Raw genomic sequence first — 15,126 nt, forward strand, 5'->3', positions numbered from 1 at the left:
TTTGATAATTCACTTACTTTAACTTACCGCGCCCTGTTTATTTGTAAATTAATTGAGGCGACAACTATCCTGACACAGGGGGATGCAGTTGAAATATTTACAACTAATTATGATCTTTTACTAGAAGAAGCAATGGAAAGAGCTAGAACTCCTTATTTTGATGGCTTCTCTGGTTCAAAAGAAGCTTTTTTTGATCCAACTAGTATTTCAAGTAACGATCTGCCACCTCGGTGGATAAGGCTATGGAAATTACACGGTTCTATAAATTGGGCTAAAAATAGTAATCATGAAGTTGTAAGGGGCTTGGATGGTGATGCTGGAACAATGGTTTATCCTTCACATATTAAATATGACCAAACACAATCAGCGCCATTCTCTTCATTATTTGAAAGATTAAAATGTTTTTTACTTGAGCCTGACAGCTTGCTTTTGACAACCGGCTTTTCTTTTGCCGATGCTCATATAACAGCTAAGTTAGATGAATGCCTTTCTGAAAATAAATCAGCTGCCGTTTTTGCTTTTCAATATAAAGAATTAAATGAAGAAAATTTTGCTGTTTGTGCAGCTAAGCGCCGTCCTAACATAAGTGTGTATTGTAAAGATGGGGCTGTAATTAATGGTATCGAGGCTAAATGGAAATTAGGCGATGAACCTAGTAAAAATTGGAGTTTAATCAGAGCCGGATACTGGGAAAATAGTGCATTTAATTTGGGTGACTTTGTTAAATTCGCTAAATTTTTAGCTAATTCTGGTGGTGGTAAAAGTGCAGCTAATATTCAAGAGCCAGAAATAGAGGTAATAACACATGAGCCTTAATCCAACTTATTTGGGGAAAATCACTTCAGTTGCAGGCTCTTCTGTACATGTAGAACTGACTCCACAGGTAAGGTCGGGTTTACTAATAATAGAAGGTAAAACACACCGAATTGGTCAAGTAGGAAGCTTTGTCAGAATACCTCAAGGTTATAATAATTTATTCGGAGTTATATCGGAAACGAGTGAAAGCTCTACGAATGAAAATGATTCATTATTATTTAATGAAAAAAGAACTATTAAAGTAGAACTGGTAGGTGAATCAATAGGTTATGACTTTGAAAGAGGGATCAGCCAGTTCCCCTCAATATCAGAAGAAGTTCATTTAGTTACTGATGATGATCTCAGGAAAATCTATGGTAGTAACACCAAAGGGCAGATCATAATTGGTAAATTATCTAGCTCTGATAGTATAAATGTTAGTATCGACTTAGATAGTTTAGTAAACAGACATTCAGCTATATTAGGCTCTACAGGTTCAGGAAAATCTACAAGTGTGGCGAGCCTTATCCGTTCTATAGTAACAGCCCATGAACCTTCAATTAAAATGCCCTCTGCTAGAATTGTCTTATTTGATATACATGGTGAGTACTCTTCAGCACTAAGTGACATTTCTACTGTTTTTTCAATTACACCTAAGGAAAGTGAACAACCTTTCTATATTCCTTTTTGGTGTGTATCACCTTACAGCTTGTGTGATTTTATGTGTGGACAAAACGAGAGTCTTAAAAATAAGTTTATCGATTTAGTTTTAGATGAAAAAAAACTTTATGCGAAGTCCAATCCTGACCTAAAGATAGACCCATTGAAAGTTACACTGATGATGCCTTTACCATTTCGATTAAAAAAAATCTGGTATGACTTAGTATATTACGACAATGTGAATTTTGAGGACAAAGATAAAACAAAACCTGCTTACAAATGTATGGGAGATGCAGAAACCTTAAATTCGCCTACTTTCAAGCCTCCAGGTAGTGCTAGCAATCCTCCACACAAGGGAAGCAATCAGGTTTGGAGAAAACAGCTAGAACAGATGAGGTCAATACTTTTAGATAGCCAATATGACTTTTTAACAAACCCCGGTGACTGGGCTCCTGACACAGATAATAAGCTAAAGAAAGATTTACCTGAACTAATCAGCTTTTGGTTAAATACGAAGGTTATTACCATTTTAGATTTGTCTGGCATGCCGTCAGAACGTCTAGAGTTATTATTAGGTTCTGTCGTTGAAGTTTTATTTGAATCGGCGATATGGGGCCGTTATTCCGCTGAGGGAATGAATAAAACTCCATTATTACTAATAATGGAGGAGGCACATCGGTATTTATCCAATGAGAATAATGGGCTAGCTAAAGGCATGATTCGGAGAATAGCTAAAGAAGGCCGAAAGTTTGGCGTTGGGTCAATGCTGATCAGTCAGCGACCATCAGAAATAGATGAAACTATCTTATCTCAATGTGGAACACTATTTTCATTGAGAATTAATAATGCACCTGATAGAGCAAGAGTTAAGTCTGCTATGTCTGATGGACTATCAGGAATTATTGATTCTTTACCCATATTAAGAACTGGTGAGGCCATTGTTACAGGTGAGGCTGCAAAGCTACCAATGAGGTTCAAATTTAGATTGCTTAAAAAAGGCCAATTTCCTGATAGTCAAGATCCTCAGGTATCAGAAAGTTGGTCTAAAGGTGCAGTACAATCAGACTTTAAAGCACTAGTTGATTGTTGGCGCCAACAAAATTCATTAATTAAATAAAGAAAAGGAATAATATTATGGAAAGAATATTGGTAGATTCGAGCAACGTAGTTTCAGTGGGATATGATGAAAATGCATCAACTCTAGAGGTTGAATTTAATAGTGGTATATATAATTACTATGACGTACCAATGTACATATATGAAGAACTAATGGCTTCGGGTTCAAAGGGGTCATACTTACACCAAAATATTAAAAACAATTTCAGTTGCGAAAAAATAGTCTAGATACTTACTTATGCTAAAAAGCTAATTAATGATAGCTAATTAGCTTTTTATTACTCTTTTTTGCATATTTGGGTAAAACATGCTCTTTAGAAATAGTGAGCTAAATATCTCTAAGTATTAGACTAAAGTCTATAAGTTAATTTTATTCATTTGTTAGGTTTGTTTTAATCGTTTGTCGGTTTTGTGTTAATTCTCTAAAGTTTAGTTGTCGGCAACAAGTACGACTTAACTAATCAGGAATATGACCATGAAAACACTTATCAAAACTATCGCTCTTAGCTCATTACTTACATGTTCAGCTGCTGCAATGGCTGAGCAAAGTGATTACAAATTAATGGTTATTGAAACTGCAACAGCGCCACAGCCACTTGAGCAATCATTTAATAGCTGCGCACTGAATGTTAAGTCAAAAAATTACGCACAAGCTGAAGCAATTTGTACTAAAGCAATCGCACTTTTAAAAGATGCAGATGGCCCTAAATTTAAAGTACGCCAACTTACGTCATTTGCATTAAGCAACCGTGGTGTTGCACGTTTAAAAGCAAACAATGACACGGCTGGCCTGGCTGATTTATACGAAGCAAACCAAATGTCTACAAGTACAATGGTATCGCATAACTTAACTCGCGCTAAAGAAGAGCTTTCTTTATAAGCACTTTATAAACGCTTTTATAAAGTGCTTACTAAAGCATGATATAAAATAGCGAGAGTAAAAAAGCCCATGTTAGGTTAATTCCTGGCATGGGCTTTTTTGTGTGTTTTGTTTTGATATAAACTGAATTTAAGAAATATTAATGCGATACATCAGTATTTTAGGTACACTTGTTGTCGCTATTTATACAAAAAATTAGCCCTATAAAAAGCACTAATAAAAAATTTAGTACAAAACTTAATATAATACTAAATACAAAAACATTCTTCTGCCTTGCTTGAGCGAGGTGCAACTACATATTTACTGAGACTAAACCATGGTACCTGCAACCAGCCTAACTGTGCTTGAAATAAGCGCTATATTTTTATCGATTACTGCGTTATTAAGTTATGTGAATCATCGTTTTATTGGTTTACCAACCACCATTGGGGTGATGGTTATTTCAATGCTTTTATCTATTGGCGCTATATTTTTAGGCTTTTTAGGATTTGATGAAGTAATAGATTACGAAGTAAGTTTACTCGATCAGTTAGATTTTACCGAAGTACTGCTCGATGGCATGCTTTCAATGTTGCTGTTTGCCGGTGCGTTGCACGTAAATGTTGGTGACTTAAAGCGCTATAAATTGCCGATTGGTATTTTGGCTTGTGTGGGTACGTTGTTATCGACCGTTATTATTGCTGCCGCGCTTTATTTTGTAATGCCTTTACTTGGGTTTAACTTGTCGTTTATTTGGTGTTTATTATTTGGCTCGCTAATATCGCCGACCGATCCGATTGCGGTTATGGGTATTTTACAATCAGCGGGTGCACCAAAAAGTATTGAAACTGTTATAGCGGGTGAGTCGTTATTTAACGATGGTATTGGCGTGGTGATTTTTGTACTTTTATTGGGTATTTTATCCAGTGGTGATATTCCTACCACGTATTATGTGGCGCATACACTTGCCGTTGAAGCGGGTGGCGGTATTGTTTTTGGTTTGGTATTAGGTGGTATTTTATATTACTTACTTAAAAGCATTGATAGCTACCAAGAAGAAGTATTACTTACATTAGCGGGTGTTATTGGTGGTTATGCGCTTGCAAGCCATTGGCATTTGTCGGGTCCACTTGCAATGGTAATGATGGGCTTAATGGTGGGTAACCACGGCCGAAGCTGGGCCATGAGCGACAAAACACGTCAGTATGTTGATTTGTTTTGGGAACTGATTGACGAAATTTTAAATGCTATTTTGTTTGTTTTAATCGGGCTTGAAGTTGTGATGATTGCCTACTCAGGTAACTTATTTATAGCGGCCGGTTTAACTATTATTATTGCGTTGCTAGCACGTCTTATGGTTGTTGGTATAACCACGACTACTTTTGGTAAACAGCTTGAGCTACCTTCGGGCGCGTGGAAAGTATTAACCTGGGGTGGTTTACGCGGTGGTATTTCGGTAGCGCTGGTACTGCAATTACCCGATGGCACTGAACGCGATATTTTATTGGCACTGACTTATGCTGTAGTGGTGTTTTCTATTTTGGTGCAAGGTTTAAGTATTGGTAAGGTTGCTAAAAGCATTCGCTAAATATAAATATGATTAACTATAAACCGAGTTAATTATAAGTTTTTATAAAGCCTGTGAAATATCCGTATTTCATAGGCTTTATTGCTTTTTTATAACAATAAAAGAGCAATAATAAATATGAACCAATATTATAAAGTTATTTAAAACGTAAAGGTGAGTTGGACACCGCTGTAAATATGTTCTTGTGCTTCCCAGTAGTCGCCATCTATTTGGCGTGCTCGAGTAAATACTTCTATTTTAAATGGCTTAAAGTGATAACCCACACCTATACCTGCATAGCCGTCTATATCGTTGTTCGACTTATCTATTTGGTAGGTGTTATCGCCTCTATCGTTTTTAAAGGCAAGTTCAAATAAGTCTAAACCTAGTTCTCCATATATAAAAAAGTCATTAAAGTAACCAAGTTTCATGCCATTATCCCAGGTAATAAACTCTTCTTGCTCGCCTTGTTTATTATCGATTACTGCCGCGCCAATAGCGCTTGTAAAAATAACCCCAAAGTTACTGTAATTTTGCTTGACCATCATTTCGACACCCACCGATGTAATGCTGCTATTACCATTAAATTCTGATTTTATAAACATACCGCTGTTAGGCGTATTGTTACCAAGTAAAAGCCTTGCATTAGCATTTTGGCTAAATGCTAAAAGCGTGCTTAATAAAACAAAAAGGGGGAGTGTATATTTCAAAACAGTAAATCCGTTAATGATGAAAAGTTACCAGAGCTACAATTATAAATACATGACTTAGTATTGCATGTAATTAAATGTGTAAATTTGTTTGATTGTTATTCAGCTATGCCAAAGCAAGGTGCTTAAAATAAAACCGACTAAATAAAAGCATAAATAATTATATGTATTTTAAAATGCAAAGTAGCGATTTTAGGCACGTAATATGGTGCGTAAGTTATTTAAATATATAGAAAAAAAGCAAACGCATTAGACTAAAGTCTATAGGTTAATTTTTCTCACTTATTAGGTTTGTTTTAATCGTTTGTCGGGGTTGTGTTAATTCTCTAAAGTTCAGTTGTCGGCAACAAGCACGACTAACTAATACCAGTTTTATTAAAACATGATCATTTTAGCGAATTAGATAACTCACTAACGGCGTTAAAAATTACTTATATAGAACGACTATATTTCATAATTTTTGCCTTGTTATTAAGCTATTTACCTGACGCTAAAAAAGCTCACTAATTTAAACAATTGGCTTAACAGGAATATAATCATGAAAACACTTATCAAAACTATCGCTCTTAGCTCACTATTAACATGTTCAGCTGCTGCAATGGCTGATCAAAGTGACTACAAATTAATGGTTATTGAAACTGCAACAGCGCCACAGCCACTTGAGCAATCATTTAATAGCTGCGCACTGAATGTTAAGTCAAAAAATTATGCACAAGCGGAAGAAATTTGTACTAAAGCAATCGCACTTTTAAAAGACGCAGATGGCCCTAAATTTAAAGTACGCCAACTTACGTCATTCGCATTAAGCAACCGTGGTGTTGCACGTTTAAAAGCGCATAACGATACTGCTGCACTTGCTGATTTATACGAAGCATCAAAATTGTCTAGCAGCACAATGGTATCGCACAATTTAACTCGCGCTAAAGAAGAATTATCTCTATAAGGTCTTTTTATAAAGTGCTTACTAAAGCATGATATAAATAGCGAGAGTAAAAAAGCCGATGTTGGGTTAAACCCCAACATCGGCTTTTTCGTGTTTATTAACTTTGTATTGTGTTATACCAATCCGCAATAATACTTAATCATTTTGCGGGGCTAAACGTGTCGCTACCTGCGTTAAAAAACCCTCATTTAGAACAACCAAATAGCGAATTTTTTGCCTAGCTATCAACACGTTTTTCCATCCTCAAAATAGATCACTTAATTAAGCGAATTGGTATTATTAAAAATAATAAAAATGTATTTTGCTATTTATTGTTTAGTGATTTTCATGTTTTTTAACTAATTGTAATTAATAAATATTTTTACAGGTGTTAGACTAAAGTCTATAGGTTAGATTTATTCACTTATTAGGTTTGTTTTTATCGTTTGTGGTAATCGAGCTAACACTCTAAAGTTCAGTTGTCGGCAACAAGTACGACTTACTTAATAGGAATATAATCATGAAATTTACACTTTTAAAAACCATCGCTCTTGGCTCATTATTAACTTGCTCAGCTGCTGCAATGGCTAAACAAGGTGACTATAAATTAATGGTTATTGAAGACTCAGTAACTGCAGCACCTGCATTTGAAAAATCATTTAATAGCTGTGCTTTAAATGTTGAATCAAGAAACTACGAAGAAGCAGAAGCTATTTGTACACAAGCAATTGCATTACTTAAGCAAAGCCATGGTCCTCGTTTAAAAGTACGTGAACTTACATCGTTTGCATTAAGTAACCGTGGTGTGGCTCGTATAAAATCACAAAAAGACACTGCTGGTATTTCTGATTTATATGAAGCGGTTCAAATTTCTAAAAACTCACTTGTAACGCATAACTTAACGCGTGCTAAAGAAGAATTATCTCTTTAATATTAAATTTATAGCTTGAATTAGCTGTAAAATTCGCGAGTATCAAAACCCCACGTTAGGTAAAGCTTAACGTGGGGTTTTTGTATTTGTATTAAAACACATTTGTTTACAAAAAAACTCTACCACTCAACCCCTTTAAACTCGGCATACATAGCTTATATTAGTGAGAAAAAGTAAACAAAAGCGAGTGATACATTTATTTTATTAACAAATGTAATGGCTAAATCTAATTTTCCATGCAAGGATATAGGTACAGGGCATGTTAACTTGTTGCCATCCCCCATAAAAATTCAATAAATTTCAGTTGTTTAAATTTACTTATTTGTTATTAAAGTAACTTATTTAATTTATAACAATATGATTAATAATAATTAAAGTGCAAAAAAGGAAGTCTTTGTATGTCTTTTAAAAAAAGTCAGTTAGCTATTTCATTAGCGTTTACGCTAGGCCTTGTTGGGTGTGGTGGTGGCGGTGATAAAGCGGCCGTTGTAGAGCCAATAGTAGCCAAGCCTGATCCTGTAAAAGTAGAACCAGTAGAAGTAACAACTATTTCTCTTACTGGTAAGGTTATTGATGGCTATGTATCTGGTGCAATAGTATGGCTAGATATTGATGGTGATGGTACTTTTGATGAGCAAACAGAACCTTCTGTAGTCTCTGAAGAATTGGGTAATTATAGTTTTAATTTTACAGAAGAGCAGGCGCTGTGTGTGCCGTATTCAACTATGTATGTAGATGTACCCGTTGGCGCAATTGACGAGGATTTAGGGGAGGTAACACAAGCGTATCAAATGTCATTTCCGCCCTCAATTGAAGTGTTGACTGATGAAGATATTCGAAATATATCCCCTTTAACAACCGTTATTTGGGAACAGTTGAGCCTTCAATTACAAAAAAGTGGTAACAATAATTTAAGTTGTGATGCACTTAAAGAAAATACTGAGTTACTTGCAAACCTTCAAAGCGAAATAACAAATGTTATGCAAAACTTGGTTGCGCATTATAATTTGTCGACAGAGCAAATTTACTCAGACTTTATTGCCACTAGTGACAGTGATGCTTATGACAGAGCACAAGCAATTGTTAAGGGACTAAAAGCGGCCTATAAATTCAAGCAAGAGCTAGATGCTCAGTATCCTGATGCAGAAGAAGTAAGAGCAGTGATTTACCAGGACACAGCAAAAGATGCAGAGTATGGATTTGAAAATGCATGGTACCGCGATAAAGTTATTTTTGCAGGCGCTGAACTTATTTATGAGCAAGTAAAGCTTCAAAATACAGACGAACTCGACAAAATTGACGTTATTTTGTCTCGATTGGATTCAACAGATACGCCTTGGGGCGAAGAATCGTTAAATGGAAAATTAACAGTTAGAGACGATGTTTACATTAACGCCGATCGTACTTACCGATGCTCTAGCATTGAGAACGTTAGTTTTGAGCAAAGCAATGTGCTTTACGGCGTTGATAATACAAGCCCATCGGTTAACTTCCCAACAGCAGATGAATGCGTTAGTGCTAATTTAGATACACCGTTCGAACGAGGTTTTAGCATTAGCTATACTGAGTCGGGATCGTTTTACCAAACTGATTTTGCCTTTAGAGAGGAAAATGCTGACTTTCAAACATTATCTAATTGGGTAAATGTTAAAGACAAAGCTGCTGATTTAGAAACTCAAGATTTAGTTACTGTACTCGCTGCTATGCCTTATAAGTTTGATGACGAAACATCTATTGATGCTAGCTTTTGGCGTAAATATAAAACCACAGACAACGTACGTATTATTAAAACGATTGAAGGGAAATGGTTTAGAGATACTCGCCAAGAAGATGGAACAATGCTGCATGAGTGCGGTGAAAATGGTATTGATTGGGTGCAATGCGAATAATGTAAAAAGCACTTTAATAAATATTAGTTTAACGCCGTGCGCGACTTAAAATTTTGTTATCAAGGTTGAAAAAGGCATGTTCTAACTTTATATAGTAATCGTCAAAAAACATTATAAAGCGATTTAGAACATGCCATTAGAAGAGTTTATCATCTGGGTTTATTGTTGGGTAGATGAAAATCACATTGAAATCTTGGGTGAAAATAGCATTAGAAAGCGCGGGTTCGAACCCGCTTTAAGCGATATTGAGGTTATCACCATGGAGATTGTTGGTGAGTTTATTTCATTCGATACCGATAAAGGAATATGGAAATACTTTAAAACTCATTGGCAATCATGGTTTCCTAAACTTTCTTCACGGTCAAGCTTTGCTAAGCAAGCCGCTAATTTATGGCATGTAAAGCAGCTACTTCAAGTTCGCTTGAGTAGCCGATATAAGGAAAATTCTGTTTGTCATATTGTCGATGGTTTCCCAATAACGACGGCGCATTTCAAACGAGCAAAGAAGAGTCAGAACTTTAAAGGTGAAGCTGGCTATGGATATTGCGCGAGTAAGTCAGAAACCTATTACGGTTTCAAAGGACACTTACTTGTTGATAGTCAAGGAAACATAGCTAGCTTCACCTTTACAGAAGCAGCGGGTAGCGAAAGAGAGGCAGTTTGGGCATTAACCAAAGGCATACATTCAACGCTATTGTTAGGTGATAAAGGGTATTTATCAGCGTCGTTAAAAAAAGAGCTACGCGATGAACAAGACATTACATTGGAAACACCTGTTCGGCATAATATGACAGATCTGTTACCGAAAGAAAAACGCACTTTTCTCAATAAAACGCGCCGGTTAGTTGAAACTGTTATAGGTCAATTAACGGGACAATTTAATATGAATAAAGTGTGGGCTAGAAAAAGTTGGACGTTGATAGGCCGATTCAGTCGGAAAATGCTAGCTCATGGGTTAGGTATGCTTGCTAACGTTAAGCTAAATAATAAGCCGCTACAACTTGAGCATGTGATATCTGTTTAAGTCGCGCACGGCGTTAGTTTAATGCCAGTCAGTTAATAACTGACTGGCATTTTTTTGTTTGAAAAGCTTACTTTTACGTGCGGTTTTACTATATACCTGATGAACACTATTTTTAATCTGTTTTTTACTTGGGTTTACTGTAAAATTACTGGGTTAACATTTGTTAAGTAATACTTACAATTGTTATTGCTCATTAAGTATTTAAACTAATTTAAGTAGAGCTTATGATTTTTTATATTATAGGGTTAAGTTTACTTGTTATTATTTTATGCGTTGCACTTTATGTAATTTACAGCAACGTACATAAAAGTCGGGTAAGAAAATCCAAAGAATACAACGTACTGTTTGATAAAGACACGATAGTGGATGATTTAATCACTCAACTAACAGAAAAAAATCAAACACAAGAAAACCAAGATAAAACAGCTAAAGGTAAAGAAGAAATCCTTGCAACATTTGTTGAGTTACATCGCTCTGGTAGCTTTTGCGCACATTTGAGTGAACAGGAAATTATTTACTTTGTTAAAAAGAAATTAAACATGGAGAGTAATAAAAATGGATAGCGAAAAAGCAGTCCCAGCAGTTAAAAGTGACTCATTTATGAGTCGATTTGGTCGTCGTAATGTAATTGTTGTTTCATCAATTGTTGTTGTATTAGCCGTAATTGCAACGCTTACATCGCAAGTTGTTTCGTGGAATGAAGCAGATGAGCGTTTAGTACATCAATCGGCTTTTACAGGTAACTTAACCGTAATAAATCAAGCCGGCCCTTACTTAAAAGCGTTTGGTACTACATCGGCATATAAAAAAGTAATTTCGATTAACTTTACGGGCGATGCCGGTGCTACAGCAAGCGCAATTGTACCGCTAATACCAATTCGATTTTTAGACACTACAACGGGTGGCGCACGAGGTGTTTCTCGTTTTAGATTGCCAGGCAATGTACCAGCAGCTGAATCGGGTGCTTTACGTGGCTTACTTAAAATACACGAAGAGTTTGGTTCACAAGAAACATTAATATCTAATTTATTAATGCGTGCAACCACTGAAAATGTAAAAGCGTCGGCGCGTATGATGTCGGTAGAGCAACATTACTCTGGTGGTAATGGTCAATTAAGCCAAGATTTTGCTGATCAATTAACCAACGGTATTTTTGTTACTGAACAAATTATTAGTACGGGTGAGCGCGATAAATCTGACGATTTAGGTAATTTAAGTAAACAGCAGCGCGTCACTATTAATATTAAAATGGATGATGAGGGTAATACACTGCGTAACGCACCTATTTTAGGCGCTTACGGTATTACAGTAGTTGATGCCAGCATTATTGATATTGACTACGAAAGCAAAGTAAATGCTCGCCTTGAAGCGCAAAAGCAAGCTGCTGCTGATGAAGCACTAGCGCGTCAAAACCTTAAAAAAGCTGAGCAACAAGCACGTACTGAAGTGGCTTTAGGTGAACAAGCAATTGCTAAGCAACGTGCTGAATCTGAAAAGCTAAAAATAAAAGAGCAAATTGATGCTGAACGAATTAAGGCAAATGCCATTATTTCTGCGCAGCAACGAGTGGCTGTAAAAGCCGAGCTTGCAAAAGAACAAGAAGAGATTTTAAAGCAACAACGCTTAGAAGCATTAGGTATGGACGTTTTAGCTGAGGCTCGTTTAAGAGCTAAGTCTGCTGCACTTGATCCTAAGTATGTATTTGATGAAACGCTAAAAGCAGAAGTTAAAATTCAAACTGCTTTATTTACAAGCTTAGGTAATAGTCGTTTAGTGCCTGAAATTGTAATAGGCGCAGGCCAAGGCGAGCAAAGTAATGGCTCTGAATTTATGCGTTTATTAGCCGCTGACGCTGCATTAAGCCTTAAGAAACGTTTAGAAAAAGATAAAAAATAAATAATTACTAAATATATAAACAATATTGAGGCTTAGCCTTTAAATACTTAGCCTTTAAATATTATATAAACAATAAAAACGCTGGCCAATAAGCATTGGTCAGCGTTTTTTATTGTGCGTATTTTACTATTGTACTGTTTAGGTAAGCTTTGTGGCTTATTAAACATGTATTTAGGTAATAAAAGGTAAATAGTGAGCAGTTATGGATTCGAACAGTAATCAGTTTATTTTAGATTTAGGGCAAGAGCATATTACCATTCAGCGACGATATGAAGCGTTGGGTGCATTTAACGATTTTTTGATTGCTGTGTGGTTTTTAATTGGCAGTTTTTTCTTTTTAAATGACTCACTAATAGAAAGTGGCACATGGTTATTTATAGCGGGCAGTGCTCAATTGCTTATAAAACCTGTTTTGAAGTTGATCAGCTTAGTACATGTTAGTCGGGTATTTCATTCAAATAAAACTTCATAAATAAAACCATAAATACGACTCATGATGAGTTCAGTTATTATGGCTAATAATTTACCTGTATACGTAAATTGTTGATTATTTAAATATCAAGGATAGAAAAGTGAAAGTACTTAAGTGGATTGCAATTGGAATAGCTACTTTATTAATTATAGGCTTACTAATCCCCGAAAAAATAAGGATCCCGGTAAAAGGTGCCACAAGTAAAGATTGGAACCACAATACGTTTTGGTACGAGCCTTGGGGTAGGTCGGGTGTGCACAAAGGAATTGATATTTTTGGCACAAAAAATACCTCCGTAGTCGCCTCAACAAACGGGATAGTTATATTTTCAGGTGAGCTAACCCGAGGCGGTAAGGTGGTTGCAGTGCTTGGGCCTAAATGGCGCGTGCATTATTTTGCACATTTAAATGACTACTCCGTAAGTACCGGTGATGTAGTAAGCATAAACAGTCAAATTGGCTTGCTGGGTGATACCGGAAATGCCGCAGGAAAACAGCCTCATGTGCATTATTCTATTTTATCGTTAGTGCCCATGCCATGGCTTTATACAACGCAAAGCCAAGGCTGGAAAAAGATGTTTTTTTTAAGTCCACACGATAAATTAAAAACTAATTAGCCTGCAACTGGGGTTTTACCCGCGCGAATATTTTTAATGCTTTTAATAAACATATAAATACAGGTAGTGATTAAACAGCCTGCTAAATAAAACACAATACCGTTGGGTGCATCAGATAAATTTGCAGCAAGCATAGGGCCAAATACCGAACCAATACTGTAACTTAAAAGCATAACCTCAGTTGCCGATACTATTTTTGCCATTGGCAATGAGTCGCACGCAAGTGTTATAGCAATCGGGTAAAGTGCAAAGCTGCACGCGCCTAGTATTAAGTAGCTTACTATTAATCCTGCTAAGGTGTGTGCTTGTAATATACCCACAGCACCGGCTGCACCTACTAAACAAAACATACCCATTAGTAAGCTTTTTTCAAGCCGAGTAGATAAGTAACTTACAAGCGGCTGTACAAGCATGCCACCTAAAATAATAACTGCCATAAGTGTACCTGTGTACTGAGCTTGATCGGCTTGAGCTGAAATATAAACCGGCATTAAGCCGTAAATAGGGCCTAGTAATAAGCCTGACGCTAAGCATCCGAGCATAGCTGGGTGGCTTAGTGTTTTTATTTCCTTTAATGGCAGTTTTTCAAGATGCTTTTTTTCGGGCTGACCTTTGGTTATTAATAAAGGCGCTAAAATAGCTAAAAATAATAGCGAGGCTACAAATAAATAAGGCGTTGAACCTTCAGTGCCAAGCGGCCCTATAGCAAGTTGACCAACCGCGCTGCCGCCATAAAGTGAGGTCATGTATAAGCCCAAACGTTTAGCACGTGACTTTGCTGTATTGGTCATTAATAACCAAGATTCAACAACGACAAACACACCCGCAACAGCAATACCTGCAATAAAACGAGCCGCTAACCAGTTACCCATATTTGGAATAGCAAGCTGTGCTAATACGCTTACAATTAATAAGCTTAAAAATAATATAAAAGCGAAGCGATGACCTATTTTTACCACCACGCGTTCAATGGTTGTAGCGCCAACAAGTAAGCCAAAGTAAAAAATGCTCGCAAGCCATGGCGCTAAGTTTTCATCAAGCTTAAAAGCCGGTAACGATAGCGGAATAAGGCTCATTAAAAAGCCGGATGCGATAGCAAAAAATGACAGCCCAATAACAGGCGCTAAAGGGTTGTTAGAGGTGCTTGTGGTGGCTGACTCGGCCATTTGTGTTTATCGACTCATCAAGGTAAATAACCACTGTTTTAAAGTTTGAGAGGTTACTTTAATAATAAAATTTGCGCGAATTTAGAGCCAAATCAAAAATAAGTAAAGTGATATTTTATTAAACAATATAAATACATTTTAAAACGATCATTTTGGTAAATTATCGGATCTATTATGCTTTTTATTGTAGTGTTTTTATGTAGATATTGTTTTATATTTGCGAGCATTTATTTGGGCGTGTTGCTCTTTGTGGATTGAAATTTGTTCAATCTAGGGGGGATTTAATCGCGGCGCGAGGTTTGTAACCTAGCGGGCTAAGTAAAAACCGAGCAAAGCTTCCGCGTCCTGCTCACGCCCCTTACCGACATCCATGTAGGCAACAAAGAGTTAATCGTCCCTAGAAAGAACCCAAGGGGCAGCGCATGTTTGGCATTTATGCTGCGTTATCGCCTATTTATGGGGAACAACCACACTACATAGGCTCTGCCTTGCTTAAATACCAA

15 protein-coding genes are annotated in these 15,126 nt (G+C 36.5%); 13 read left to right on the forward strand and 2 right to left on the reverse strand.

From position 1 onward, the window contains the following. The 5 genes from GQR55_RS15560 to GQR55_RS15580 all read left to right on the forward strand — a co-directional run. The coding region (locus GQR55_RS15560; protein ID WP_166421315.1) for an SIR2 family protein at positions 1–816 on the forward strand (816 nt) is incomplete at its 5' end. Continuing rightward, positions 806–2,572, forward strand: coding sequence for an ATP-binding protein (locus GQR55_RS15565; protein ID WP_166421316.1), 1,767 nt, complete (start codon positions 806–808; stop codon positions 2,570–2,572). The genes GQR55_RS15560 and GQR55_RS15565, both read left to right, overlap by 11 nt. 17 nt (positions 2,573–2,589) lie before the next feature. Next, positions 2,590–2,799, forward strand: coding sequence for a KTSC domain-containing protein (locus GQR55_RS15570; RefSeq protein WP_166421317.1), 210 nt, complete (start codon positions 2,590–2,592; stop codon positions 2,797–2,799). A 247-nt stretch (positions 2,800–3,046) separates the two neighbouring features. After that, complete coding sequence (locus GQR55_RS15575) at positions 3,047–3,451, forward strand: hypothetical protein (protein ID WP_166421318.1); 405 nt, start codon at positions 3,047–3,049, stop codon at positions 3,449–3,451. A gap of 316 nt (positions 3,452–3,767) precedes the next feature. After that, on the forward strand, positions 3,768–5,018 hold the full coding sequence (locus GQR55_RS15580) for a sodium:proton antiporter (RefSeq protein WP_166421319.1): 1,251 nt from the start codon (positions 3,768–3,770) through the stop codon (positions 5,016–5,018). Between the two features lie 140 nt (positions 5,019–5,158). On the opposite strand, the gene GQR55_RS15585 is transcribed toward GQR55_RS15580, so the two are convergent. Continuing rightward, positions 5,159–5,707, reverse strand: coding sequence for a hypothetical protein (locus GQR55_RS15585; protein WP_166421320.1), 549 nt, complete (start codon positions 5,705–5,707; stop codon positions 5,159–5,161). A gap of 538 nt (positions 5,708–6,245) precedes the next feature. Between GQR55_RS15585 and GQR55_RS15590 the strand changes: the two genes are divergently transcribed. From GQR55_RS15590 to GQR55_RS15625, 8 genes are all read left to right on the forward strand, one after another. Next, complete coding sequence (locus GQR55_RS15590; protein WP_166421321.1) at positions 6,246–6,650, forward strand: hypothetical protein; 405 nt, start codon at positions 6,246–6,248, stop codon at positions 6,648–6,650. A gap of 499 nt (positions 6,651–7,149) precedes the next feature. Continuing rightward, entirely contained in the window at positions 7,150–7,560 is a 411-nt protein-coding gene (locus GQR55_RS15595) for a hypothetical protein (protein WP_166421322.1), read from the forward strand. Between the two features lie 398 nt (positions 7,561–7,958). Continuing rightward, the gene (locus GQR55_RS15600) at positions 7,959–9,449 is read left to right on the forward strand and encodes a hypothetical protein (RefSeq protein ID WP_166421323.1); all 1,491 of its coding nucleotides are present in this window, start codon (positions 7,959–7,961) and stop codon (positions 9,447–9,449) included. 130 nt (positions 9,450–9,579) lie between these two features. Next, positions 9,580–10,473: an IS982 family transposase gene (locus GQR55_RS15605; protein WP_166421324.1), complete on the forward strand. Its 894-nt coding sequence runs from the start codon at positions 9,580–9,582 to the stop codon at positions 10,471–10,473. 224 nt (positions 10,474–10,697) lie between these two features. After that, on the forward strand, positions 10,698–11,036 hold the full coding sequence (locus GQR55_RS15610) for a hypothetical protein (protein WP_008137861.1): 339 nt from the start codon (positions 10,698–10,700) through the stop codon (positions 11,034–11,036). Further along, positions 11,029–12,369: an SPFH domain-containing protein gene (locus GQR55_RS15615; RefSeq protein WP_010553499.1), complete on the forward strand. Its 1,341-nt coding sequence runs from the start codon at positions 11,029–11,031 to the stop codon at positions 12,367–12,369. Before GQR55_RS15610 ends, GQR55_RS15615 begins: the two co-directional genes overlap by 8 nt. A 202-nt stretch (positions 12,370–12,571) precedes the next feature. Beyond that, complete coding sequence (locus GQR55_RS15620) at positions 12,572–12,841, forward strand: YrhK family protein (protein WP_166421325.1); 270 nt, start codon at positions 12,572–12,574, stop codon at positions 12,839–12,841. 100 nt (positions 12,842–12,941) lie between these two features. Beyond that, positions 12,942–13,457, forward strand: a complete 516-nt coding sequence (locus tag GQR55_RS15625) for a M23 family metallopeptidase (RefSeq protein WP_166421326.1) — start codon at positions 12,942–12,944, stop codon at positions 13,455–13,457. Here GQR55_RS15625 and GQR55_RS15630 read toward each other — a convergent pair. Beyond that, complete coding sequence (locus GQR55_RS15630; protein WP_166421327.1) at positions 13,454–14,623, reverse strand: MFS transporter; 1,170 nt, start codon at positions 14,621–14,623, stop codon at positions 13,454–13,456. The genes GQR55_RS15625 and GQR55_RS15630 overlap by 4 nt on opposite strands. Between the last annotated feature and the right edge of the window lie 503 nt (positions 14,624–15,126).

It is taken from the genome of Pseudoalteromonas sp. Z1A8 (assembly GCF_011378855.1).
Lineage (GTDB): Bacteria > Pseudomonadota > Gammaproteobacteria > Enterobacterales > Alteromonadaceae > Pseudoalteromonas.

Coding starts and splice junctions, on each gene's coding strand:
- GQR55_RS15565 (WP_166421316.1), top strand. CDS start 806: ATGAGCCTTAATCCAACTTATTTGGGGAAAATCACTTCAGTTGCAGGC.
- GQR55_RS15570 (WP_166421317.1), top strand. CDS start 2,590: ATGGAAAGAATATTGGTAGATTCGAGCAACGTAGTTTCAGTGGGATAT.
- GQR55_RS15575 (WP_166421318.1), top strand. CDS start 3,047: ATGAAAACACTTATCAAAACTATCGCTCTTAGCTCATTACTTACATGT.
- GQR55_RS15580 (WP_166421319.1), top strand. CDS start 3,768: ATGGTACCTGCAACCAGCCTAACTGTGCTTGAAATAAGCGCTATATTT.
- GQR55_RS15590 (WP_166421321.1), top strand. CDS start 6,246: ATGAAAACACTTATCAAAACTATCGCTCTTAGCTCACTATTAACATGT.
- GQR55_RS15595 (WP_166421322.1), top strand. CDS start 7,150: ATGAAATTTACACTTTTAAAAACCATCGCTCTTGGCTCATTATTAACT.
- GQR55_RS15600 (WP_166421323.1), top strand. CDS start 7,959: ATGTCTTTTAAAAAAAGTCAGTTAGCTATTTCATTAGCGTTTACGCTA.
- GQR55_RS15605 (WP_166421324.1), top strand. CDS start 9,580: ATGCCATTAGAAGAGTTTATCATCTGGGTTTATTGTTGGGTAGATGAA.
- GQR55_RS15610 (WP_008137861.1), top strand. CDS start 10,698: ATGATTTTTTATATTATAGGGTTAAGTTTACTTGTTATTATTTTATGC.
- GQR55_RS15615 (WP_010553499.1), top strand. CDS start 11,029: ATGGATAGCGAAAAAGCAGTCCCAGCAGTTAAAAGTGACTCATTTATG.
- GQR55_RS15620 (WP_166421325.1), top strand. CDS start 12,572: ATGGATTCGAACAGTAATCAGTTTATTTTAGATTTAGGGCAAGAGCAT.
- GQR55_RS15630 (WP_166421327.1), bottom strand. CDS start 14,623: ATGGCCGAGTCAGCCACCACAAGCACCTCTAACAACCCTTTAGCGCCT.